Genomic DNA, 22930 nt, shown 5'->3' with positions numbered 1-22930 from the left:
CACAGGTGTAGGCGACTGCCCCACGGGTGACAGACCTGGCATGGACTCCTTCGACGTCGTCGTGCTCGGTGCCGGCTCGGCCGGTGAGCTGGTCGCGGGTGACCTCGCGGACGCGGGCCGCAGCGTCGCCCTGGTCGAGTCCCTGCGGGTGGGAGGTGAGTGCCCCTACGTCGCCTGCATGCCGAGCAAGTCCTTGCTGCGCAGCGCCGAGGCCCGCCACGCCGCCCAGCACCTCAGCAGCCTCGGTGGTGCGTCGTCCGACCCCGTCCTCGACGACCCCGACGTCGCCTTCCGGGCGGCAGTGGCGCGCCGCGACGACATCGCGGAGCACCGCGACGACAGCGGCTCGGCGAAGCGGGCCGAGGCCAAGGGCGTCGTGCTGGTGCGCGGCCGCGGTCGGGTCGTGCGGCCCGGTGTCGTCGACGTCGACGGTCGCGAGCTGGCCTACCACGACCTCGTCCTCGCGACCGGCTCCCAGCCGGTGGTGCCCGACCTGCCGGGCCTCGACCGGGTCCCGACCTGGACGAGCGACCAGGCCCTGTCGGCGCAGGACCGGCCGGCGTCGCTGCTCGTGCTCGGTGGAGGGGCCGTCGGCTGCGAGCTGGCGCAGGCGATGACCCGCTTCGGGGTACGCGTCACCCTGGTCGACAGCGGTCCGCGGCTGCTCGGCAAGGAGGAGCCGAGCATCGCGGAGGTGCTTGCCCAGGTGCTGCGCGACGAGGGCGTCTCGGTGCGGCTCGGCGTCGAGGTGGAGCGCTTCGAGCCCGGCGCCGACGGGGCCGCGGTCGCCCACCTGTCCGACGGCACCCGTGTCGAGGCCGACCGGGTGCTGATCGCCGTCGGCCGCCGTCCCACCACCGACGGTCTCGGTCTGGAGCTGCTCGGCATCGAGCTGGCCGACGACGGGTCGGTTGAGGTCGACGACCACTGCCGGGTGACCGGCAGGGTGTGGGCGGCCGGGGACGTGACCGCGGCGGCGCCCTACACCCACACCGCCAACTACCAGGGCCGGGTCGTTGTCGCCAACCTGCTCGGGGAGGACCGGCGGGCGGACCTGCGAGCGATCCCGCGGGCCGTCTACACCGATCCCCCGGTCGCGAGCGTGGGGCGGGCGGAGGAGCAGGCCCGCGAGGACGGCGTCGACGCGGTCACCGCGGTGATGGACCTCGGCCAGACCGCCCGCGCCGCGACGGAGGGCACGGGCGGCCGCCTGGTGCTGACAGCCGACCGCGCGAAGGGAGTCCTCATCGGCGCGGCCGCGATCGGGCCGCGCGCGGAGGAGTGGCTCGCCGAGGCAGTCCTCGCCATCCGCGCGGAGGTGCCGCTCGCGGTCCTCGCCGACGTCGTGCACCCGTTCCCCACTTTCGCCGAGGCCTACGAACCGCCCGTGCGCGAGCTGCGCGAGCGCTGCCGGTGACGCCGCTCGACGGGCAGGTCGCGCTCGTCACCGGAGGCGGCAGCGGCATCGGCGCGGAGACCTGCGTGCAGCTCGCCCGCCTCGGGGCCGCGGTCGTCGTCAACGGGCGCACGCAGGGCCCGGTCGACGAGGTCGTCGCCCGGTGCCGCGAGCTCGGCGTCGAGGCGGTGGCCGCCCTCGGCAGCGTCGACGACCCCGACGACGTCACCCGGGTCGTGGCGGTCGCAACCGAGCAGCTCGGCGGGCTGCACGTCGTCGTCAACAACGCCGGCACCCAGGAGGAGACGCCCTTCCTCGAGCTCGACCTGCAGACCTGGCGCCGTCAGCTGTCCGTCGACCTCGACGGCGCCTTCCTCGTCGCTTCGGCCGCGGCCCGCCACATGGCGGCCCTGGGGAGCGGTGTCATCGTCAACGTCACCAGCGTCCACGAGCACCAGCCGCGCCCCGGCTACGCCGCCTACTGCACGGCCAAGGCCGGCCTCGGCATGCTCACGCAGGTGATGGCCCGTGAGCTCGCGTCCCGCGGCGTCAGGGTGGTGTCGGTGGCCCCCGGCGCGGTCGAGACCGCCATGCAGGGCGAGCAGGCGCCGCAGGAGCGCGAGGAGCAGCTCGACGGCATCCCCGCCCGGCGGCTGGCGCACCCCGCGGAGGTGGCGGCGGTCATCGGCTTCCTGTGCTCACCGGCGGCGTCGTACGTCTCGGGGACGTCGGTCGTCGTGGACGGGGCGCTCATGACCCAGGTCTCGCTCGCCTAGTCTCGCGCCATGTCCCGTACCCGTGTCGCCGTCGTCTTCGGGGGTCGCAGCACCGAGCACGCCATCTCGTGCGTGTCGGCCGGCAGCGTCCTCGCGGCCCTCGACCGCGACACCTACGACGTGGTCGCGGTCGGCATCACGCCCGAGGGTCGCTGGGTGCTCGGCCCGGACGATCCCTCGCAGCTGGCCATCGCGGGCAGCGAGCTGCCCGCGGTGAAGGACGGCCAGGCGCTCGCCCTGCCCGGTGACCCGACTGCGGGGGGCCTCGTCGCGCTGGAGGACGGGCCTGCCGTGCTCGGCACCGTCGACGTTGTCTTCCCGGTGCTGCACGGTCCCTACGGCGAGGACGGCACCATCCAGGGCCTGCTCGAGCTGGCCGACGTCCCCTACGTCGGCAGCGGTGTGCTGGCCTCCGCGGCGGCCATGGACAAGGCGGTCGCGAAGCGGCTGCTCGTGTCCGACGGCCTGCCTGTCGCGCCGTGGACCGTGGTTACCCGCAAGGCGTACGCCGCAGACCCGCGCGCGTGCGTCACAGACGCCCGCGACCTCGGGCTCCCGGTCTTCGTCAAGCCCGCCCGTGGCGGCTCGTCGATCGGCATCAGCAAGGTGTCCTCGTGGGACGACCTGCCCGCCGCGGTCGAGCTCGCGCTGCGGTCCGACACCAAGGTGCTCGTCGAGGCTGCGGTCGTCGGCCGCGAGGTCGAGGTGGGCGTGCTCGACGACGCCGCCGGGCCGCGTGTGTCGGTCCCCGCCGAGGTCCGGGTCGTGGGGGACCACGAGTTCTACGACTTCGACGCGAAGTACCTCGACGGCGCGACCGAGCTCGACTGCCCGGCGGACCTGCCCACTGACGTCGTCGAGCGGCTGTCGGGCCTCGCGCTGCGCGCCTTCGACTCGCTCGGTTGCGAGGGCCTGGCCCGCGTCGACTTCTTCGTGACCCCCGACGGCGGGCTCGTCCTCAACGAGGTCAACACGATGCCGGGCTTCACTGCGACGTCGATGTTCCCGCTGATGTGGGCCAAGACCGGCGTGGACTACCCCGCTCTCGTCGACCACCTGGTCCGCGACGCCCTGCGCCGCGGCACCGGACTGCGCTGACCGCTCACGACGCGGCGACCACCGGGTCCTGATCCGCTCAGCGGACCAGGACCGCCTCGCACCCGGCGTGCTCGACGACCTGCGAGGCCACCGAGCCGAGCGGCAGCCCGGGAAAGCCTCCCCGGCCGCGCGTGCCGACCACGAGCAGGTCCTCCGGTGTCGCCCTCGCGAGCAGCGTCGCCGTGGGATGGCCGCGCACCGCCTCGACGACGACGTCGGGTTCGCAGCCCGGCCGGATGGACAGGACCCCGTCGACGACGGCGAGCAGCCACGCCCGCGTGCTGCCCTGGAGGTCGGCGAGCGCGGCCGAGCCCTCGCCCAGGGCGGGGAGCCCGTCGGCGTGCCAAGCGTGCACGGCGTGCACCGCTGAGCCGTCCCGCACGGCCCGGTCGAGCGCCCAGAGCAGGGCCCGTTCCGCGGGGCGGCTGCCGTCGACGCCGACGAACAGCCGCGGCGACGGGCCGGGCGCGGGGCCGAGGCCCGACCCGGGGTCGGCGCCCGGCACCACCATGACGGGGCAGCGGGCCCGCTGCACGACGTCGCGCGCGGTCGCGCCGAGCGAGGCGGTGAGGCACCGCGACCGTCCGTTGCGCCCCACGACCAGCAGGTCCGCGGAGACGGACGCCTCGGTGAGCGTCTGCCCCGGGTCCCCCTGCACCGTGTGGACGACGACCGGCACGTCCGGGATCTCGAGCGGTGTCATGGCTCGCCCGAGCTCGTTGTCGGCCAGCCGCTGCGCGGCGGCCTCGGCACTGAGGTCGTGGTCCCAACCGGGTGACGACCACGCGTGGACGAGGGTCAGCGCGGCGCCGTCGATCTCGGCCTCCCACAGCGCGCGGCGGAGGGCCCGGCGGCTCCCGTCGGACCCGTCGACGCCCACGACGACGCTCCGGGCACGGGCATCGCTGGTCGTCGGCATGCTCTCCACAGTGATGCCGGCAGGGGTGCTGCGGCAGAACCGCAGGTCCTCGCTCGACGGGACCTTCGGCACTGCTCGTGGCCACCTACTCGGAGTGCGTCGCCAGGACGAGCAGCCAGGGCTCGCGAGCCGTGGCGTGCAGGACCTGCCTGACCTCCCAGCCGGTCTGCCGCAGCAGCTCCGTCAGTGGGGCCTCGCGCCAGTAGGTGAAGCGGCGCGGCAGCTCGAGCCGGTCGGTGGTCCAGGCCTGTCCGTCGCCCTCCTTGACCGTGAAGGCGAGCACCGGCGCGACGGGCACGAGCCGGCGCAGCAGGTCGGCGAGCTCGTCGCGGTCGAGGTGGAGCAGTACCGCGATCGCGACGACGAGGTCGTGCGGGCCGCCGAGGACGTCGGTGCGGACGTCGAGCAGCTCCGCGGTGTGGCCGTCGGCGCGCAGGAGGTCGACGAAGGACTGCGCGCCGTCGGTGCGGCGCACGGCGACGCCGCGCTGCTCAAGCAGCGGGGTGTCGCGACCCGGGCCGGTGCCGAGCTCGAGTGCGCTCGCGCCCGGCGGCAGCAGCGCGCAGGCGGCGTCGAGCAGCGCGACCAGCTCGGGCAGGGGAGCGGGTGCGGCGAGGTCGCGGTAGAGACGCGCCGCCGCCTCGTAGGTCCGCAGGGTCTCGTCGTCGGTCACCACTGCAGGACCCTCGCGCGGGCCGTGCGCCACGAGGCGCTGGTCGGGTCGACGGCGTCGCGGTGCACCTCACCGGGTGGGGTCACGAGCTCTGCGCCGGACGCTGCCGCGTAGTCGCGCGAGCGTGCCACCGGGATCGTCGTGTCAGCCTCGGGGTGCACGACCAGGGTCGGCACCGACAGCGGCAGCAGGGACATCGGGTCGGCGAGGTCCCACCGCTCGGGCACCTGCTCGACGGTGCCGCCGAGCAGCTCGCTGGCCGCGTCATCGGCCCGCCGCAGGTGCGTGACCGGAGCGAGGGCCACCACGAGAGACGGGCCTACGACGGGGCCGGCGCCCGGAGCGCCCCGTGGGAGACCGGCCCGGGCGCCGGCCCACAGCGCCAGGTGGCCGCCCGCCGAGTGGCCCACCACCGCGACCCGGTCCAGGTCGAGCCCGTCGACGCCCGCGAGCGCGTCGATGCCGGCCGCGACGTCGTCGAAGGTCGCGGGCCAGCCGCCCCCGCCACCCCGGCCGGTGCCCAGCCTGCGGTACTCGAGGTTCCACGCCGCGACGCCGTGCGAGACGAGGTCCAGCGCGACCGGGCGGGTGACGAGCCGGCCGAAGCCGGTGCGCCAGTGGCCGCCGTGCAGCACGACCGCGACGGGGTGCGGACCGGCGCCGCGCGGCAGGTGCAGGTCGGCGACCTGAGAGGGGCCGGGGCCGTAGCGGTGGCGGGTGCCGCGACGCAGCGCGGACAGCGCGACCCGCACCGCCAGCGACATCAGGAGAGCCGGGCGGTGAGCAGCGGGACGAGGTCGACGAGGTAGGCCCCGGGGTGGCGGTCGGGGACGGTGACCCGCACGTCGACGGCCAGCTCACCGGTGGTGAAGGTCCGGGCGGCGCCGACGTCGTCCTGCAGGAACGACAGCGTCGTGCCGCCCGGGGGCGCGTAGGAGAAGACGTCGCCGACCAGCGGGGCGTCGGGGACGCCGCACTCCAGCAGCACCGGCGGGTCGTCGCCCCAGGCGGCAGCGCGCGGCTCGTCGACGGGCCGTCGGGCGAGCGGGCCCGCCTCGGCGGTCAGGGTCGCGGGCAGCGCGGCGACGAGCGCCACGCAGCGGTCGACGACCGACGGCGCGGCGCTCGGCAGCATGACGGTGACGGGACCGGTCGGGACCGGTCGCGGCTCGTCGGTGGTCGTGCAGGCCGGGGTGAGCAGCGCGCAGAGCAGGGCGGCCGGGAGGGTCGCCCGCACGGGCTGGCTCAGAGGTGCACGACCGGGCAGGTCAGGGTGCGGGTGATGCCGTCGACGCCCTGGATCTTCGCGACGACCAGCTTGCCGAGATCGTCGACGCTCTGCGCCTCCGCCCGCACGATGACGTCGTAGGGACCGGTGACGTCCTCGGCCTGCGCGACACCGTCGATCTCGGCGATGGCGGCGGCGACGGCCGCGGCCTTGCCGACCTCGGTCTGGATGAGGATGTAGGCCTGGACCACGGCGCCGGAGTCCCTTCTGGAAGTCTTGCGGACGTGGCGGACGCTACCGCACGGGACGTGGGCGAGTTCGGGCTGATCGACGCGGTCGTCGCGCGGCTCCCGAGCGGCCCCGGCGTGCTCCTCGGACCCGGCGACGACGCGGCGGTCGTCGCGGCGCCGGACGGCCGCGTGGTGGCGACGACCGACGTCCTCGTCGAGGGCGTCCACTTCCGCAGGGACTGGTCCACGGCGTACGACGTGGGTCGCAAGGCCGCCGCCGCCAACCTCGCGGACGTGGCGGCCATGGGCGCCACCGCGACCGCCCTTCTCGTCGGCCTCGCCGCACCGGCCGACCTCCCGCTCGAGTGGGCGCTCGGCCTCGCCGACGGGCTGCGCGACGAGGCGGCGCTCGTCGGCGCCAGCGTCGTCGGGGGCGACACCGTCACGAGCGACCGGGTGGTCGTGTCGGTGACCGCGCTCGGTGACCTCGGTGGCCGCGCCCCCGTGACCCGCTCCGGCGCGCGGCCTGGCGACGTCGTCGTGGTCGTCGGCTCGCTCGGGTGGTCGGCGCTCGGGCTGCTCGCGCTGTCGACGCCCGACCTCGACGTGCGGGTCGCCGCCCTGCCCGTGGCCGGGCGGGCGCGGGTCGAGGAGGCGCTGGCCCGGGCGGTGGCGCTGCACCTGCGCCCCGAGCCGCCCTACGCCGCGGGTCCGGCGCTGGCCGACCTCGGCGCTACCGCGATGTGCGACGTCAGCGACGGCCTGGTCGCCGACGCCGGGCACCTCGCTGAGGCCAGCGGTGTGCGCATCGAGCTCGACGACCTGACCGGCGAGATCGACGGCGACCTGCGCGACGTGCTCGAACACGTCCTCGGTAGGGGTGTCGCGGACCACGCGGTGCTGCACGGGGGCGAGGGGCACGCGCTCGTCGCGACGCTCCCGTCCGCGGCGCTGGTGGCTGCCGAGGTGCACGGGATCCGTCGGGTCGGCAGGGTGGTCGAGGGTGCCGGCGTGGTCCGGTGCGCGGACGGCGCCCCGCTGGCGCCTCAGGGCTGGAGGCACTTCTCGTGAAGCGGGTCCTCACGGTCGCCGGCAGCGACTCCGGCGGTGGCGCCGGGATCCAGGCCGACCTCAAGACGATGCTGGCCTGCGGCGTCCACGGCATGAGCGTCGTCGTCGCGGTCACCGCTCAGAACTCCGTCGGGGTCCAGGGGGCGTGGGACCTGCCCGTCGAGGCGGTAACGGCTCAGCTCGACAGCGTCCTCGGTGACATCGGCGTCGACGCGGTCAAGACCGGGATGCTGTCCTCGCCGGAGCTGGTCGCGGCGGTGGCCGACCGGCTCAGGACCGTCACCGCCCCCGTCGTCGTCGACCCGGTCGGGGTGAGCAAGCACGGCGACCCGCTGCTGCGCGCCGACGCCCTCGAGGTCCTGCGCGGGCAGCTCCTCCCGCTCGCCACCGTGGCGACCCCCAACCTCCCGGAGGTCGAGCAGCTCACGGGAGTGCGCGTCGACGCGGCGGCTGACCTGCGACGGGCGGCGGAGGCCGTGCTCGCGCTCGGCCCGCGGTGGGTCCTCGTCAAGGGCGGGCACCTGCTCGACGGCGACGCCACCGACCTGCTCACCGACGGCACGACCGACGTGCTGCTGTCGGCGCCGCGCCTCGACCGTCGCCACACCCACGGGACCGGGTGCACGCTGGCGAGCGCGCTCGCGTCGTACCTCGCCCTGGGTCAGGACGTGCCGGCTGCCGCGCGGCTCGCCAAGGACTACGTCACGGGCGCGATCCGCGGAGGCTTCGCCCTGGGAGCCGGCATCGGCCCCGTCGACCACGGCTGGCAGCACCGCTGACCGACGCCGACCGGCGACCCTGCTCTCAGTCCTCGCCGTGCTCCCAGGCGCGGTCCTCGGCGTCGATCCGCTCGTTGCGCTCCTTGACGGTCTGCAGCGCGCGCTCGGCCTCGACGCTGGTCGCGTAGGGGCCGAGCCGGACCTCCCCGCGGCACTCGCCGTCGCCCTCGACCGTCTTGTGCTCCAGGCACCACCAGTACGCCATGTCGCTCACCTTCCCACCGTGGGGCCGCTCATGCGAACGGGCCCGCCCCCCGAGGGGAGCGGGCCCGTGCGTGCAGTGAGGGAGGGCTCAGATCGGGCGCACCGCGTCGGCCTGCGGGCCCTTCTGGCCCTGCGTGATGTCGAACTCCACGCGCTGGCCCTCGTCGAGCGAGCGGTAGCCGTCGCTCTGGATGGCCGAGTAGTGGACGAAGACGTCCGCGCCGCCGCCGTCGACGGCGATGAAGCCGAAGCCCTTCTCGGCGTTGAACCACTTCACGCTGCCCTGTGCCATGTACCTGTCTCTTTCCGTGCGGGACGGACCCGCTCTCTGCGGGCCCGAGTCGTGCTGGCCCGCCCTGGAAGAGGCGACGAGCCCGCGATCGTCCATGCGGGCGTGGGTACGCAGGTGCTGGAACGTCGACCGCGGCGAGAGTACACAGCGACGGGCGAGCAGAAAAGAGCCTCGAGGGCAGGTTCTCCGAACCCGTCCCGGGCGTCCCGCGGAGCGGGTGACGTGCGGGCTAGGAGGCCCGGACGACCTTGCCGGCCTTGATGCAGCTCGTGCAGGCGTTGACCTTCTTGGAGGTCCCGCCGCCGGCCGCGGCACGCACCGTCTGGATGTTGGGGTTCCAACGACGGCGGGTACGGCGGTGCGAGTGGCTGACGGACATGCCGAAGCCGGGGCCCTTGCCGCAGACGTCGCAGGTGGCAGCCACGGTGTTGCTCCAGGAGATCAGGTGGGAACGGCCGACCGACCGGCCGACCTGGCAACAGTAGCAGTGGGTAGGTTCGGCGCTCTCCCGCCCGACCCCGCGACCGCCCTGGAGGATGCGTGCTGCAGGTCCTCGACGCCCACGCCGTGCGGCGCTGGTGCGCGACGGGCCTGACCGCCCTGCAGGCCGCCCGCGTCGAGATCGACGACCTCAACGTCTACCCCGTGCCGGACGGTGACACCGGCACCAACCTCGTCCTCACGATGGAGTCGGTGGCCGAGGCGCTCGGCCTCGCGGCCGAGGACCTCGCGGCCACGACGGGAGCGGTCGCGCACGGGGCGCTGATGGGCGCACGCGGGAACTCCGGCGTGATCCTGTCGCAGCTGCTCCGGGGCATCTGCGAGGTCCTTTCCGAGGGGGGCACGGGTGAGCACCTGCAGGCCGCGCTCGTGCGGGCCGCCCAGCTCGGCTACGCCGCGGTGTCCGCACCCGTCGAGGGCACCGTCCTCACCGTGATCCGGGAGGCCGCCGCGGCGGCGGCCGAGCTCGGCCCGGCCGACCTCGCCTCGGTGGTGCGCGCGGCCCGGTCTGGTGCCGCCGCCGCGCTCGAGTCGACCCCCGACCTGCTGCCGGCCCTGAAGGCCGCCGGGGTCGTCGACGCCGGCGGCCGGGGCCTGTGCGTCCTGCTCGAGGCGCTCGAGGCCGTCGTCACCGGCGTGGTCCCGCCGAGCTCCGCGCAGCTGCTCGTCGCCCGCGACCGCTCCGCCGTGACCGTCGCCCGCGAGGCCGGCAGCGACGAGTTCGCCTACGAGGTGCAATTCCTGCTCCACGAGTCGAGCCCCGAGCGGGTCGAGGGCCTCAAGGACGTCCTCGAGGGGCTGGGCGACTCCCTCGTGGTCGTCGGCGGGCCGCAGCTGTGGAACGTCCACGTGCACGTCAACGACGTCGGTGCCGCGGTCGAGGCCGGGGTCGAGGCGGGCCGCCCGGCCCGCATCACCGTCACTCGCTTCGAGGACCAGGTCGCGGCGCAGCGGGCCGGCTCGGTGCCCGACGGCACGCGCTCCGGCCGGGTCGTGGTGGCCGTCGCACCCGGCGCCGGGCTGGCCGCGCTCTTCGAGCAGGCCGGGGCGGTCGTCGTCGACGGCGGCCCGAGCGCCAGCCCGAGCACCGCCGAGCTGCTCGCCGCGGTGCGCTCCAGCGGGGCCGCCGAGGTCGTGCTGCTGCCCAACGACACCAACACCGTGGCCGTCGCGGGGGCGGCCGCGGGTGCGGCCCGCGACGAGGGCCTGTCGGTCGCAGTCGTCCCGACGCGCTCGGTCCTGCAGGGACTCGCGGCGCTCGCGGTCGCCGACGCCGACCGCGCGCTCGCCGACGACGTCGGCTCGATGGCCGCCGCCGCCGGTGCGACCCGCACCGGAGAGGTGACGACCGCCGTGCGCGAGGCCGTCACGATGGCCGGCATCTGCCGGCCCGGGGACGTGCTGGGTCTGGTGGAGGGTGACGTCGTCGTGCTCGGCAGCGACCTCGAGGCGGTGGCGCGCGAGCTGCTCGACCGGATGCTCGCCGGCGGCGGGGAGCTCGTCACGGTGGTGACCGGGGCGCAGGCCCCCGAGGGCGTCGACGCGCGGTTGGCGGCGTACCTCTCCTCGTCCCACCCCGAGGTCGAGGTCGTCGCCTACGACGGGGGCCAGCCGCACTACCCGATCCTGCTGGGCGTCGAGTAGTGGTCGCGCTGGGGGCGCCGGTCCACCACGCGGTGGGCAAGTCGGCGAAGGCCTTCGAGCAGCTGCTCGGGCTGCGCACGGTCGGCGACCTGCTGCGGCACTACCCCAGGCGCTACGCCGAGCGCGGGAAGCTCATGCCCTTCAGCGAGCTGGTCGTCGGTGAGCACGCGACCGTGATGGCCGAGGTCGTGCACGTCGCCGGTCGGCTGCTGCGACCCAAGCTGCACAAGACCGACGTGACGATCCGCGACGACGGCGGCGCCACGATGAAGCTCGCGATCTTCAACCGGCCGTGGGTCGCCGGCACGCTCACGCCCGGTCGGCGCGCGCTGTTCTCCGGGAAGGTCGAGGTCTTCAACCGGGCGGTGCAGCTGGCCAACCCGGAGTTCGCGCTCGTCGACGACGACGACGGCACCGTGGTGTCGGAGTTCGCCGGCGCGCTGCTGCCGATCTACCCCGCGACGGCCAAGCTCGACAGCGTCGCGATCGCCAGGTCGGTGCGGATGGCGCTCGACATCGCCGACCTCGACGACGACCCGCTGCCTGCGTCGCTGCTCGCCGACAAGGCCCTGCCCTCGCTGCGTGAGGCGCTGCACCTCGTGCACCGTCCCGAGTCCTGGGCCGATGTGAGCCTTGCCCGGCAGCGGCTGAAGTGGGACGAGGCCTTCGTCCTGCAGGTCGTGCTGGCCCAGCGGCGCGCGGCGCTCGTCGCCATGCCGGGGGTGCCGCGACCTGGACGGGCGGGTGGCATCCACGACGCGCTGCTCGCCCAGCTGCCCTTCACCCTCACCGGCGGCCAGCGCGAGATCGGCGAGGTGCTCGCGGCCGAGCTCGCCGACGACCACCCGATGCATCGGCTGCTGCAGGGCGAGGTCGGCACCGGAAAGACGCTGGTCGCCCTGCTCGCGATGCTGCGCGTCGTCGACAGCGGCGGGCAGGCGGCGCTGCTGGCGCCCACGGAGGTCCTCGCCCAGCAGCACCACCGCTCGATGCGGGCGATGCTCGGCGCGCTCGGTCAGGCCGGCGAGCTCGGCGGGGCCGACGTCGCGACCCGGGTGGCGCTGCTCACCGGCTCGCAGGGCGCCGCCGCCCGCCGCGACGCCCTCGACGAGGTCGCCTCCGGGGCCGCGGGCATCGTCGTGGGCACCCACGCCCTGCTGTCGGAGGGCGTCGCCTTCGCCGACCTCGGCCTCGTCGTCGTCGACGAGCAGCACCGCTTCGGGGTCGAGCAGCGCGACGCCCTGCGGGCCAAGGGCGAGGCGCCGCACGTGCTCGTCATGACCGCGACGCCGATCCCGCGCACCGTCGCGATGACCGTCTACGGCGACCTCGAGGTGTCGACCCTCACGGAGATGCCGGCCGGTCGCTCGCCGGTGAGGACCGCGGTCGTGCCGGTCGCCGAGCAGCCGGCCTGGCTGGAGCGGGCCTGGGAGCGGGTCCGCGAGGCGGTGTCCGACGGGCGGCAGGCCTTCGTGGTGTGCCCGCGCATCGGTGGTGACGACGAGGGCCCGGCCGAGGACGGCCGCCGGCCCGCCGTGGCCGTCGAGGAGCTGCTGCCGGTCCTGACCGACGGGCCGCTGCGCGGGCTGCGGGTCGCGGGCCTGCACGGCCGGATGGGCAACGACGCCAAGGACGACGTGATGGGCCGCTTCGTGCTCGGCGAGGTCGAGGTCCTCGTCGCGACGACGGTCGTCGAGGTCGGCGTCGACGTGCCCAACAGCAGCGTGATGGTGGTGATGGACGCCGACCGCTTCGGGGTCTCCCAGCTGCACCAGCTGCGCGGGCGGATCGGCCGCGGCGAGCACGGCGGTCTGTGCCTGCTCGTCACCGAGGCGCCCCTCGGCTCGCCGGCCCGCGAGCGGCTCGACGCGGTCGCGGCCACCTCCGACGGCTTCGCCCTGTCGCGCATCGACCTCGAGCAGCGCCGCGAGGGCGACGTCCTCGGCGCCGCGCAGTCCGGGTCGCGCTCGTCGCTGAAGATGCTGCAGCTGCTGCGCGACGAGGACGTGATCCGCGAGGCCCGCGAGGCGGCCGCTGCGCTCGTCGCGAAGGACCCCGCGCTGGAGCGCCACGCGGCGCTGCGCGACGCGGTCCGCGAGCTCGTCGACGACCAGCGCGCCGACTTCCTCGAGAAGGCCTGACCGCCGCCCCGCTGCCCGCCCGCGGATCCGCGCTGCTTCCACCTCCGCGGGCCGGGGTGCTGGCGCGCGCCTGACGTGGCGGGTGCGCTGGCTGTGAGGCGAGGACTGGAAGCAGTTCGGATCGCGGGGCGCCGCTGGGAGGGGTCGGGGCGGGTGGGCTGGCAGGCTGGTGGGGTGATGAGGCCGGCGGCGTGACGCGGATCGTGGCCGGACAGGCCCGCGGCCGGCGGCTCGCCGTGCCCGACGGCGCGCGACCGACCGGTGACCGGGCCCGCGAGGGGCTGTTCTCGAGCCTCGAGACCCTCACCGACCTGGAGGGCGCACGGGTGCTCGACCTCTACGCCGGCACCGGTGCGCTCGGGCTCGAGGCGCTGTCGCGCGGTGCCGCCTCCGTCGTGCTCGTCGACCACGACGGCGGTGCGGCAGGGGTCCTGCGGCGCAACGCCGAGGCGGTGGGGCTGCCGGGCGCCGAGGTCGTGCACGCCCCTGTCGACCGCTGGCTCGCGGGACCGGCAGCGGCGTACGGCCTGTTCGACGTCGTCTTCCTGGACCCCCCCTACGCCCAGGCGGGGCTGCCGCTGCCGGTCCTGCGGGCGCTGCTGTCGGCCGATGCCGTCGTCGTCGTGGAGCGGTCCGCGCGCGACGCCGCACTGGAGTGGCCGGAGGGCTACGAGGGGCTGCGCTCCCGTCGCTATGGTGAGGCCATGATCTGGATCGGGGCCCTGGTGTGAGGCGCGCAGTCTGCCCAGGGTCGTTCGACCCGATCACGCTGGGCCACCTCGACGTCGTCGAGCGCGCCGCGGCCCTCTACGACGAGGTCACCGTCGCGGTGCTCGTCAACAAGAAGAAGTCCTCGCTGTTCACTGTCGAGGAGCGCATCGACCTCATCCGCGAGGCCGTGCGGCCGTGGCCCAACGTCGTGGTCGACAGCTTCCACGGCCTGGTCGTCGACTACTGCCGTGACCGCGACATCCCGGTCATCGTCAAGGGGCTGCGGGCCGTCAGCGACTTCGACTACGAGCTGCAGATGGCGCAGATGAACCACGGGCTGGCCGCGGTCGAGACGATGTTCATGCCGACCAACCCGCTCTACTCGTTCCTGTCGAGCAGCCTGGTCAAGGAGGTCGCGACGTACGGTGGGGACGTCAGCGGGCTCATCCCCGCGACCGTGCACGCGGCCCTGACCGAGCGGCTCTCCGAGACGCGCTAGCCGCTCCCGGTCCCGCCCACCACCCTTGCGAGGAGCACCACCCGTGGACGCCGTCCAGGAGACGCTCGACCGGATCACCTCCATGGTCGACAGCGCCCGCTCGATGCCGATGTCGGCGTCGTGCGTGGTCAACCGCGCCGACCTGCTCGCGTTGCTCGACGAGCTGCGCGGCCAGCTGCCCGAGGCCTTCGACGAGGCCCAGGTGGTCCTCGGCGACAAGGACGCGGTCGTCGAGGAGGGGCGTCGGCAGGCCTCCCGCATCGTGGCGGAGGCCAAGCAGGAGCGGTCCCGCCTCGTGTCGCAGACCGAGGTCATGCAGGAGGCCGTCGAGGAGTCCGAGCGGCTGCTCGAGGAGTCGCGCAGCTCGGCCGAGGCGATGCGCCTCGAGGTCGAGGACTACGTCGACGCCAAGCTCGCCAACTTCGAGATCGTGCTCACCAAGACGCTGTCCGCGGTCGAGCGGGGGCGCCAGAAGCTGTCGGGCCGCCACGAGCTCGAGGCGCTGCGGGACAACGACGGCGACGACGTGGAGCCACTCCCTGAGTAACGGCCGGTCGACCCCGACGGGGCTCTCGGCTACGCTTGTTGACGGTCTCGCCCGAGCCCACGACCTCTCATGCCCGTGACCAGGAAGCAGCAGCACCGCCTCGACCCCCGCCTCCCCCTCGTGCTCGACACGCGCGAGCTGGGACGGCGGCCGGGATCGATGCGGGAGGTGCGGTTCCCTGCTCCCGCGCCCGAGGGCCTGGGGCTCGAGCTCATCACGGTGCCCACCGGAAGCGACATCGACCTGGACCTCAGGCTCGAGTCGGTCATGGAGGGCGTCTTGGTGAGCGGCACCGCCACCGTCGACCTGGTCGGGGAGTGCGGCCGCTGCCTGGAGACCGTGAGCGACACGCTCACGGTCGACCTGCAGGAGCTGTACGCCTACGACGAGTCGGAGGTGGAGGAGGGCGAGGCAGCGCGGATGGAGGGCGACCACCTCGACCTCGAGCCGCTGCTGCGTGACCAGGTGGTGCTCGCACTGCCCATCACACCGCTGTGCCGGCAGGACTGCCCAGGGCTCTGCTCCGAGTGCGGAGAGCGCTGGGAGACCCTGCCGGAGGACCACGCGCACGGCACCGCCGACCCCCGGTGGGCGGGCCTCGCAGACCTGATGAAGAACGACGAGGAGAACTGAGCCATGGCCGTCCCGAAGCGCAAGATGTCGCGCAGCAACACCCGCTCGCGGCGTGCGCAGTGGAAGACCACTGCCCCGACCCTCACCACCTGCGACCGTGGCCACACCACGCTGCCGCACACCGTCTGCCCCGAGTGCGGTCGCTACGACAAGCGCACCGTCGTCGCGGTCTGACGACACCAGACACCCGCACCTGCGTGACCCGGGTCGCTCTCGATCTCCTCGGAGGCGACAGCGCCCCGGACTGCGTGGTCGACGGCGCCCTGCTCGTCGCCGACAGCAGCCCTGACGTCGAGGTCCTCCTCGTCGGCCCGGTCGACGTCGCCGAGACGCTGCTGCGCGACCGCGGGGCCAGTGGCCGCTTCGCGCTCGTCCAGGCCACCGAGGTCGTCGGCATGGACGAGGACCCGGCCCGGGCGATCCGCAGCAAGCGCGACGCGACCGTCCGGGTCGCTGCGCGGCTGGTCCGTGACGGCGCGGCCGACGCGGTCGTCTCCGTCGGCTCGACCGGCGCGGCCCTCGCGGCCGCGCTGTTCACCCTCGGTCGGCTGCCCGGTGTCAGCCGACCCGCGCTCGCCGCGGTCATCCCGGCCCCGGGCGGCCACCTCGTCCTGCTCGACGCCGGCGCCAACCCGGACGGCTCGGTCGAGCTGCTGACGCAGTTCGCGCTCGCCGGTCACGCCTTCGCCCAGGTCCGCCTCGGGATCGCCTCGCCGCGGGTCGGGCTGCTGTCGATCGGCGCCGAGCCCGGCAAGGGCGACGCGCTGCGCAAGGAGGCCTTCGCGGCCCTGTCCGCGCTGCCGGTCGACTTCGTCGGCTGCGTCGAGGGCGGCGACGTCCCTCACGGCGGCAGGGCCGACGTCGTCGTCACCGACGGCTTCACCGGCAACGTGCTCCTCAAGGGCCTCGAGGGCGCGGCGGCGATGCTCACCGACGCCGTCGTCGACGCGCTCACCGCCACCCCGGAGCGGGCCGCTGCCTCGAAGGACCTGCTGCCCGTGCTCGTCGAGGCGACCGCGGGCATGCAGCCCGACGTGCTGGGCGGGGCGGTGCTGCTCGGCGTCAACGGGGTGTGCGTCGTCGGCCACGGCGGGTCGAGCCCGCAGGCCGTCGCGGCGTGCGTCGGCGTGGCGGGGCAGGCGGTGCGAGAGGGTCTGGTCCCGAGGGTCGCCGCGGCCCTGCTCGAGCTGAAGGAAGCCAGCGCATGACTCACGACATGACCCACGACGAGGTGCTGGCCGTCGTGCAGGGCGCCGTCGCGACCGTGCTCGAGCTGGACCCCGCGTCGGTGACCCGCGACACGAGCTTCCGCGAGGACCTCGCCGCCGACTCGCTCGCCCTCGTCGAGATCGTCGAGATCGTCGAGGAGACCCTCACCCCGCGCGCCCGCGCCGAGTTCCACATCGCCGACGAGGACCTCGACGGACTCACGACCGTCGGCGAGGCCGTCGACTACGCGCTGGCCCGCCTGTGAGGAAGGGCCCGCCCTACACCGTCCTCGAGGCGGCGCTCGGCACCGCGCTCGAGATCGGGTTGCTGGAGCGCGCCCTCACCCACCGCTCCTACGCCTACGAGCACGGCGGGCTGCCGACCAACGAGCGGCTGGAGTTCCTCGGCGACGCCGTCCTCGGTCTCGTCGTCACCGACGCGCTCTACCTCACCCACCCCGACCTGCCCGAGGGCCAGCTCGCCAAGCTGCGCGCCTCCGTCGTCAACACCCGCGCGCTCGCCGACGTCGCCCGCGCGCTGGGCCTCGGCGACTGGATGCGCCTCGGCAAGGGCGAGGAGGTCACCGGCGGCCGTGACAAGGCGTCGATCCTCGCCGACACCATGGAGGCCGTGATCGGGGCGGTCTACCTCGAGCGCGGGCTGCCGGGGGCGACAGCCGTCGTACGCCGGTTGTTCGACCCCCTGATGGCCGCCGCCTCGCAGGACGACGCCGCCCTCGACTGGAAGACCTCCCTGCAGGAGCTGACGGCGTCGCGGTCGCTGGGCGTCCCCGAGTACGCCATCAGCGAGAGCGGGCCCGACCACGCGAAGTCCTTCATGGCGCGGGCCGTCATCGCCGGCGAGCCCAAGGGCAGCGGTCGGGGACGAAGCAAGAAGGAGGCCGAGCAGCAGGCGGCCGAGGGGGCCTGGCGGGCGCTGACCGCCGATCCGCCGGCCGCGCCGGCCGCGTCGGGGGACTAGTGCCCGAGCTGCCCGAGGTCGAGGTTGTCCGCTTCGGCCTGGAGCGCGGCGTCGCCGGCCGCACGATCGCCTCCGTCGACGTCCACCACCCGCGCGCGGTGCGCCGCCACGCCGCCGGCGAGCGCGACTTCGCCGACCTGCTCGCCGGCCGGACCGTCACTGCGGCGCGCCGCCGCGGGAAGTACCTCTGGCTGCCGCTCGACTCCGGCGACGCCCTCACCGGCCACCTCGGCATGAGCGGGCAGCTGCTCGTCGTACCCGACGACAAACCGGTCGAGGCCCACCTGCGGATCCGCGTCCGCTTCGCCGACGGCGGCCGCGAGCTGCGCTTCGTCGACCAGCGCACCTTCGGTGGGCTGCAGGTCGTGGCCGGTGGCGCGGAGCTCCCAAGCACGATCGCCCACATCGCGCGCGACCCGCTCGACCCGGACTTCGACGACGCGGCCTTCGTGCGGCGGCTGCGGGCGAAGACCACCGGCATCAAGCGCGCGCTGCTCGACCAGACCCTGATCAGCGGGATCGGCAACATCTACGCCGACGAGGCGCTGTGGCGCGCCGGCCTGCACGGCGGCCGTGCGACCGAGCTGGTCACGACGCCCAAGGCCCGCGAGCTGCTGGCCCATGCGCGCGACGTCCTGACCGAGTCGCTGGCTCAGGGCGGCACGTCCTTCGACGCGCTCTACGTCAGCACCGAGGGCGTGAGCGGGCTGTTCGAGCGGTCCCTGCACGCCTACGGCCGGGAGGGCGAGCCGTGCGACCGGTGCGGCACGCCGATCCGGCGCGAGGCGTGGATGAACCGCTCGTCGTACTCCTGCCCGCGGTGCCAGCCGCGTCCGCGCTACCCGCGCTGAGCGGTGTCACGGGCCTCGCGGACCCCGGGCGGCCACGACCCGTCGAGCTGACGCGGCGCCCAGGCCTCGCCGGGCTGCCACTGCGACCCGCACCCCACACAGGCCCACAGCGGAACCGGTGGGCGCACGGCCTGCCAGTCGCAGGCGGAGCGGCAGGGCGCGGAGGTGAGGGGGGAGTCGAGCACGTCGCTAGCCTCCCAGGGATGCAGCCCGTCCGCCTCACGGCGACCGTGAAGGGGCGCGTCCAGGGCGTCGGCTTCCGGTGGTGGACGCGGGCGCGGGCGCTCGAGCTGGGCCTGTCCGGGGCGGCGACCAACCTCGAGGACGGCCGGGTCGAGGTCGTCGCGGAGGGGCCGCGCGTGGCGTGCGAGGCACTGCTGGCGGCGCTGCGCACCGGGGGGACCCCGGGTCGCGTCGACTTCGTCGGGGAGCGCTGGGGAGACCCGCGCGGGGAGACCGGCTTCGTCGAGCGCTGACGGTCTGCCCGGTTCGTGACCGGACCGTGATCAGGTCCTTGACCCGCGCGCCGACGGGTGTCATCCTCGACTCACCACCCCTGTGCACACCCGGTAGACATGGACGACGCCGGACGCCGTGCGGGGTGCTCGGGACACCGATCACGACCACCGTCACCGTCGACGCGGAGGAACCACAGCCATGGCCAAGGCCCTGTTCGGACACGTCGGCACGTCTGCGGACAGCCGACTCGCGGCGGAGTGCCACCGGCTCCGCGCCCGCGTCGTCGACCTGGAGGCCGAGCTCAGCCGTGTCAGGGCCGCCAACGACGCGCTCGTCGCGACCGTGACGGTCGACGACGACATCCGCGTGCTCACCGAGGAGCCCGTCCTCACCTGAGCCACCCGCTCCACCCGCAGAGGGCGTCCCGTGCCGGGGCGTCCTTTGTGCTGTTGGGGGTCGGCCCGTCCTCCCCGCGCCCGGCGAGGCCTCCCGGTAGGCTCTCCCCGGCCTTCCCCACGGCCGACGGACAGGCAGCCAGGTGCACCTCAAGAGCCTCACGCTGAAGGGCTTCAAGTCCTTCGCGTCACCGACGACCCTGCGCTTCGAGCCGGGCATCACCTGCGTCGTGGGGCCCAACGGGTCCGGCAAGTCCAACGTCGTCGACGCGATCGCCTGGGTGCTCGGCGAGCAGGGCGCCAAGGCGCTGCGCGGCGGCAAGATGGAGGACGTCATCTTCGCCGGCACGCCCGGCCGGCCGCCGCTCGGGCGGGCCGAGGTGACGCTGACCATCGACAACACCGACGGCGCGCTGCCGATCGACTACGCCGAGGTCAGCGTGACCCGGCTGATGTTCCGTGACGGCGCGTCGGAGTACGCCATCAACGGCACCAAGTGCCGGCTGGTCGACATCCAGGAGCTGATGAGCGACAGCGGCATCGGCCGCGAGCTGCACGTCGTCGTCGGGCAGGGCCAGCTCGACGCGGTGCTGTCCGCGCGGCCCGAGGACCGGCGCGCCTTCATCGAGGAGGCCGCGGGTGTCCTCAAGCACAAGAAGCGCAAGGAGAAGGCCCTGCGCAAGCTCGACGCGATGCAGGCCAACCTCACCCGCCTGCAGGACCTCACCTCCGAGCTGACGCGTCAGCTCAAGCCGCTCGGCCGGCAGGCGGAGGTCGCCCGTCGGGCCGCTCAGGTGCAGGCCGACCTGCGCGACGCCAAGCTCCGGCTGCTCGCCGACGACCTGCTGCAGCTGCGCGCGACCCTCGACGCAGAGGTCCGCGACGAGACCGCGCTGCGCCAGCGCCGGGCCGAGGTCGAGCGCGACCTCGCCGGGCTCCAGGAGCGCGAGACGGTCCTGGACGAGGCCGTGGCCGAGCAGGCGCCGCGGCTCACCCGGGCGCAGGAGACGTGGTACCGCCTGTCCGCGCTCGAGGAGCGGCTGCGCGGCACCGCCCAGCTCGCCTCCGAGCGGCACCGCCACCTCACCTCCGAGCTGCCCGAGGAGGCCCGGCAGGGCCGCGACCCTGAGCAGCTCGACGCCGAGGCCGCATCGGTGCGCGGGCAGGAGCGCGATCTGGCGGAGCAGATCGCCGCCGACGGGGTGCGGCTCACCGACGCCGTGACCCGCCGCACCGACGCCGAGGCCGCCCTCGCGACCGAGGAGAAGGCCCTGGTCGCCGCCCGGCGCGCGGTCGCCGACCGCCGCGAGGGGCTGGCCCGGCTCACCGGGCAGGTCGGCGCGCTGCGGTCCCGCGCCGCGGCCGCCGAGGCCGAGCTCGGCCGCATCGCCGCGTCGCTCGCTGACGCCGAGGCCCGCGTGCTGCGCGCGCAGTCCGACCTCCAGACCCTGCAGGGCGAGGCCGGTGGGCTCGACGAGGGCGAGACCGACCTCGACGCGCGCCACGAGGCCGCCGAGGTCGTCCGGTCCACCGCCGCCGACAAGCTCGCCGCCCTGCAGGTGCAGGAGCGCGAGGTCGAGCGCGACCGCAGCACCTGGGCCGCGCGGCGCGACGCGCTGTCGCTGTCACTGGCCCGCAAGGACGGCAGCGCCGCGCTGCTCGGCACCGACGGCGTCCTCGGATCGGTCGCCTCCATCGTCAGCGTGCAGGCAGGTCACGAGGCTGCCGTCGCCGCGGCCCTGGGGGCTGTCGCCGACGCGGTCGCCGTCGCCTCCCCGGCCGACGCCGCCCGCGCCCTGCAGCGGCTCAAGGACGACGACTCCGGCCGGGCCGGCCTGCTCGTCGGAGGCGGGCCGCTCGTCGACGAGCCAGCCTGGCCCGCCCTGCCCACCGGCGCCCAGTGGGCGGTCGACCTCGTCGACGTCCCCTCATCGCTGCGCCCCGCGGTGGTCCGCGCGCTGCACCAGGTCGCCGTCGTCGCGTCCCTCGACGAGGCCCGCCACCTCGTCGAGCAGCACCCCTCGGTGCGGGCCGTCACCGCCGAGGGCGACCTGCTCGGCGCTCACTGGGCCGTGGGTGGCTCGGCCTCCGCGCCCTCGCTGCTCGAGGTGCAGGCGGCCGTCGACGAGGCCACCGCAGCCCACGACGAGGCCCAGCACCGCCTCGAGCGCCTCGGCTTCGAGCTCGCCACCGCAACCGGCGAGCTGGCCGCCGCGACCGCCGAGGTCGAGAACGCGCTGGTCGCCCTGCACGAGTCCGACGCCCGGATGGCCGCGCTGTCCGAGCAGCTCGGCCTGCTCGCGTCCGCCGCCCGCTCCGCCGAGGCCGAGGCCGGTCGCCTGCAGCAGGCCCGGGTGCGCGCCGAGGAGGCTCGCGACAAGGACCTCTCCGGCCTCGCCGAGCTCGAGGAGCGGCTCGCCTTGGCAGAGCAGGCCCCCACGGAGGAGGAGCCCTCCACGGATCTGCGCGACCGGCTCGCCGGCGAGGCCTCCGCTGCCCGCACCGCCGAGACCGAGGCGCGCCTCGCGGTCCGCACCGGCGAGGAGCGCGCCAAGGCGCTGGCCGGCCGGGCCGAGTCGCTCGAGCGGGCCGCCCGTCAGGAACGGGCCGCCCGCGAGCGGCTCGTCGAGCTGCGCGAGCAGCGTGCCCGTGGTGCCGTGATCGCCGCGGACGTCGCGCGCGGGGCGCAAGAGGCGCTGGGCCGGATCGGCGCCTCGCTCGCCGCTGCAGCCGTCGAGCGCGAGCAGGCCCAGGCCGCGCGCACCGTCACCGAGGGCGAGCAGCTCGCCCTGCGGGCCCGCAGCCGCGAGCTGTCCGCCGAGCTCGACCGGCTCACCGACGTCGTCCACCGCGACGAGGTCGCCCGCGCCGAGCAGCGCATGCGCATCGAGACCCTCGAGTCCCGCGCGGTCGAGGAGTGGGCCGTCCCGCTCGAGCAGCTCCAGGCCGACTACGGCCCCGAGGTCGCCGTCCTCACCTTCCTCGAGGACGGCAGCCCGGGGGAGCCGGTGCCCTACGACCGCACCGAGCAGGAGAAGCGCGCCGGCTCCGCCGAGCGGGCCCTCGCGCTGCTCGGCAAGGTCAACCCGCTCGCGCTGGAGGAGTACGCCGCGCTCGAGGAGCGGGCCGCCTTCCTCTCCACCCAGCTCGAGGACCTCAAGGCCACCCGCCGCGACCTGCTCACGGTCGTCAAGGACGTCGACGAGCGCATCCACGACGTCTTCCAGAGCGCCTACGAGGACACCGCCCGCGAGTTCGTCCACGTCTTCGCGACGCTGTTCCCCGGTGGCGAGGGCAAGCTCGTCCTCACCGACCCGGGCGACCTGCTCACCACCGGCATCGAGGTGATGGCCCGTCCCGCGGGCAAGAAGGTGTCGCGGCTGTCGCTGCTGTCGGGCGGCGAGCGGTCCCTGACCGCGATCGCGCTCCTGGTCGCGATCTTCCGCGCCCGCCCCTCGCCGTTCTACGTCATGGACGAGGTCGAGGCCGCCCTCGACGACCGCAACCTCGGTCGCCTGCTCGAGGCGCTCGAGGGCCTGCGCGAGTCCTCCCAGCTCATCGTCATCACCCACCAGAAGCGCACGATGGAGATCGCCGACGCGCTCTACGGCGTGACGATGCGCGGCGACGGCGTCTCGACGGTCGTGTCCCAGCGGCTCCGCGAGCGCGAACCGGCCTGACGCGAGGAGTGGT

General features: G+C 74.8%; 28 protein-coding genes. 19 read left to right on the top strand and 9 right to left on the bottom strand.

The window, feature by feature from the left end; all coding sequences use genetic code 11:
• The first annotated feature begins 40 nt into the window (after positions 1-40).
• The 3 genes from Q8R60_03170 to Q8R60_03160 are packed head-to-tail and all read left to right on the top strand — an operon-like array spanning position 41 to position 3270.
• Positions 41-1417: an NAD(P)/FAD-dependent oxidoreductase gene (locus tag Q8R60_03170; protein ID MDP3711474.1), complete on the top strand. Its 1377-nt coding sequence runs from the start codon at positions 41-43 to the stop codon at positions 1415-1417.
• Positions 1414-2172 carry a glucose 1-dehydrogenase gene (locus Q8R60_03165; protein ID MDP3711473.1) on the top strand — a complete coding sequence of 253 codons (759 nt, stop codon included), beginning with the start codon at positions 1414-1416 and terminating at the stop codon, positions 2170-2172. Before Q8R60_03170 ends, Q8R60_03165 begins: the two co-directional genes overlap by 4 nt.
• 9 nt (positions 2173-2181) lie before the next feature.
• Complete coding sequence (locus tag Q8R60_03160) at positions 2182-3270, top strand: D-alanine--D-alanine ligase family protein (GenBank protein MDP3711472.1); 1089 nt, start codon at positions 2182-2184, stop codon at positions 3268-3270.
• Positions 3271-3307: 37 nt separating this feature from the next.
• Here the strand turns inward: Q8R60_03160 and Q8R60_03155 are convergent, their stop codons facing one another.
• From Q8R60_03155 to Q8R60_03135, 5 genes are read right to left on the bottom strand one after another with little or no spacing between them, the layout of a single operon-like run.
• Complete coding sequence (locus Q8R60_03155) at positions 3308-4261, bottom strand: universal stress protein (protein ID MDP3711471.1); 954 nt, start codon at positions 4259-4261, stop codon at positions 3308-3310.
• 13 nt (positions 4262-4274) lie between these two features.
• On the bottom strand, positions 4275-4862 hold the full coding sequence (locus Q8R60_03150; protein ID MDP3711470.1) for a class I SAM-dependent methyltransferase: 588 nt from the start codon (positions 4860-4862) through the stop codon (positions 4275-4277).
• On the bottom strand, positions 4859-5626 hold the full coding sequence (locus Q8R60_03145) for an alpha/beta hydrolase (protein ID MDP3711469.1): 768 nt from the start codon (positions 5624-5626) through the stop codon (positions 4859-4861). Before Q8R60_03145 ends, Q8R60_03150 begins: the two co-directional genes overlap by 4 nt.
• Positions 5626-6099 carry a DUF3515 family protein gene (locus tag Q8R60_03140; GenBank protein ID MDP3711468.1) on the bottom strand — a complete coding sequence of 158 codons (474 nt, stop codon included), beginning with the start codon at positions 6097-6099 and terminating at the stop codon, positions 5626-5628. Before Q8R60_03140 ends, Q8R60_03145 begins: the two co-directional genes overlap by 1 nt.
• Positions 6100-6107: 8 nt before the next feature.
• A complete protein-coding gene (locus Q8R60_03135; GenBank protein MDP3711467.1) occupies positions 6108-6341 on the bottom strand; it encodes an Lrp/AsnC ligand binding domain-containing protein in 234 nt (77 codons plus the stop codon).
• A 33-nt stretch (positions 6342-6374) separates the two neighbouring features.
• Here Q8R60_03135 and Q8R60_03130 point away from each other — a divergent pair, with 33 nt between their 5' ends.
• On the top strand, positions 6375-7391 hold the full coding sequence (locus tag Q8R60_03130; GenBank protein ID MDP3711466.1) for a thiamine-phosphate kinase: 1017 nt from the start codon (positions 6375-6377) through the stop codon (positions 7389-7391).
• The gene (gene thiD / locus Q8R60_03125) at positions 7388-8170 is read left to right on the top strand and encodes a bifunctional hydroxymethylpyrimidine kinase/phosphomethylpyrimidine kinase (GenBank protein MDP3711465.1); all 783 of its coding nucleotides are present in this window, start codon (positions 7388-7390) and stop codon (positions 8168-8170) included. Before Q8R60_03130 ends, thiD begins: the two co-directional genes overlap by 4 nt.
• Before the next feature lie 25 nt (positions 8171-8195).
• Here the strand turns inward: thiD and Q8R60_03120 are convergent, their stop codons facing one another.
• The 3 genes from Q8R60_03120 to rpmB all read right to left on the bottom strand — a co-directional run bounded on the left by Q8R60_03120 (position 8196) and on the right by rpmB (position 9090).
• Entirely contained in the window at positions 8196-8375 is a 180-nt protein-coding gene (locus tag Q8R60_03120) for a hypothetical protein (protein MDP3711464.1), read from the bottom strand.
• Positions 8376-8462: 87 nt separating this feature from the next.
• On the bottom strand, positions 8463-8666 hold the full coding sequence (locus tag Q8R60_03115) for a cold-shock protein (protein MDP3711463.1): 204 nt from the start codon (positions 8664-8666) through the stop codon (positions 8463-8465).
• Positions 8667-8895: 229 nt separating this feature from the next.
• The gene (gene rpmB / locus Q8R60_03110; GenBank protein ID MDP3711462.1) at positions 8896-9090 is read right to left on the bottom strand and encodes a 50S ribosomal protein L28; all 195 of its coding nucleotides are present in this window, start codon (positions 9088-9090) and stop codon (positions 8896-8898) included.
• 116 nt (positions 9091-9206) lie between these two features.
• Between rpmB and Q8R60_03105 the strand changes: the two genes are divergently transcribed.
• The 11 genes from Q8R60_03105 (at position 9207) to mutM (ending at position 18383) form a co-directional block, all read left to right on the top strand.
• On the top strand, positions 9207-10811 hold the full coding sequence (locus Q8R60_03105; GenBank protein ID MDP3711461.1) for a DAK2 domain-containing protein: 1605 nt from the start codon (positions 9207-9209) through the stop codon (positions 10809-10811).
• Positions 10811-12952 (top strand): ATP-dependent DNA helicase RecG, encoded by a 2142-nt coding sequence (gene recG, locus Q8R60_03100; protein MDP3711460.1) that lies wholly within the window; start codon positions 10811-10813, stop codon positions 12950-12952. The genes Q8R60_03105 and recG overlap by 1 nt, the downstream gene beginning before the upstream one ends.
• A 191-nt stretch (positions 12953-13143) precedes the next feature.
• On the top strand, positions 13144-13683 hold the full coding sequence (gene rsmD, locus Q8R60_03095) for a 16S rRNA (guanine(966)-N(2))-methyltransferase RsmD (protein ID MDP3711459.1): 540 nt from the start codon (positions 13144-13146) through the stop codon (positions 13681-13683).
• A complete protein-coding gene (coaD, locus tag Q8R60_03090) occupies positions 13680-14162 on the top strand; it encodes a pantetheine-phosphate adenylyltransferase (GenBank protein ID MDP3711458.1) in 483 nt (160 codons plus the stop codon). Before rsmD ends, coaD begins: the two co-directional genes overlap by 4 nt.
• Positions 14163-14205: 43 nt before the next feature.
• A complete protein-coding gene (locus tag Q8R60_03085; GenBank protein ID MDP3711457.1) occupies positions 14206-14709 on the top strand; it encodes a hypothetical protein in 504 nt (167 codons plus the stop codon).
• A 69-nt stretch (positions 14710-14778) separates the two neighbouring features.
• Complete coding sequence (locus Q8R60_03080; GenBank protein MDP3711456.1) at positions 14779-15342, top strand: YceD family protein; 564 nt, start codon at positions 14779-14781, stop codon at positions 15340-15342.
• Between the two features lie 3 nt (positions 15343-15345).
• Positions 15346-15516 (top strand): 50S ribosomal protein L32, encoded by a 171-nt coding sequence (gene rpmF / locus Q8R60_03075; protein MDP3711455.1) that lies wholly within the window; start codon positions 15346-15348, stop codon positions 15514-15516.
• Between the two features lie 23 nt (positions 15517-15539).
• Positions 15540-16550: a phosphate acyltransferase PlsX gene (plsX, locus tag Q8R60_03070; GenBank protein MDP3711454.1), complete on the top strand. Its 1011-nt coding sequence runs from the start codon at positions 15540-15542 to the stop codon at positions 16548-16550.
• On the top strand, positions 16547-16816 hold the full coding sequence (locus Q8R60_03065) for an acyl carrier protein (protein ID MDP3711453.1): 270 nt from the start codon (positions 16547-16549) through the stop codon (positions 16814-16816). Before plsX ends, Q8R60_03065 begins: the two co-directional genes overlap by 4 nt.
• Complete coding sequence (gene rnc / locus Q8R60_03060; protein MDP3711452.1) at positions 16813-17532, top strand: ribonuclease III; 720 nt, start codon at positions 16813-16815, stop codon at positions 17530-17532. Before Q8R60_03065 ends, rnc begins: the two co-directional genes overlap by 4 nt.
• Complete coding sequence (mutM, locus tag Q8R60_03055) at positions 17532-18383, top strand: bifunctional DNA-formamidopyrimidine glycosylase/DNA-(apurinic or apyrimidinic site) lyase (GenBank protein MDP3711451.1); 852 nt, start codon at positions 17532-17534, stop codon at positions 18381-18383. Before rnc ends, mutM begins: the two co-directional genes overlap by 1 nt.
• Here mutM and Q8R60_03050 read toward each other — a convergent pair.
• Entirely contained in the window at positions 18371-18568 is a 198-nt protein-coding gene (locus tag Q8R60_03050) for a hypothetical protein (protein ID MDP3711450.1), read from the bottom strand. The genes mutM and Q8R60_03050 overlap by 13 nt on opposite strands.
• 18 nt (positions 18569-18586) lie before the next feature.
• On the opposite strand from Q8R60_03050, the gene Q8R60_03045 reads away from it, so the two are divergent.
• The 3 genes from Q8R60_03045 (at position 18587) to smc (ending at position 22917) form a co-directional block, all read left to right on the top strand.
• On the top strand, positions 18587-18859 hold the full coding sequence (locus Q8R60_03045) for an acylphosphatase (protein MDP3711449.1): 273 nt from the start codon (positions 18587-18589) through the stop codon (positions 18857-18859).
• Positions 18860-19040: 181 nt separating this feature from the next.
• Entirely contained in the window at positions 19041-19238 is a 198-nt protein-coding gene (locus tag Q8R60_03040; protein MDP3711448.1) for a hypothetical protein, read from the top strand.
• A gap of 142 nt (positions 19239-19380) precedes the next feature.
• Complete coding sequence (gene smc, locus Q8R60_03035; protein ID MDP3711447.1) at positions 19381-22917, top strand: chromosome segregation protein SMC; 3537 nt, start codon at positions 19381-19383, stop codon at positions 22915-22917.
• Positions 22918-22930 lie beyond the last annotated feature (13 nt).

The sequence above is a fragment of the Mycobacteriales bacterium genome (assembly GCA_030697205.1).
Taxonomy (GTDB): Bacteria; Actinomycetota; Actinomycetes; order Mycobacteriales; family SCTD01; genus JAUYQP01.
The sequence above is the reverse complement of the archived record's forward strand: the minus strand, read 5'-3'. Positions and strand labels throughout refer to the sequence as shown.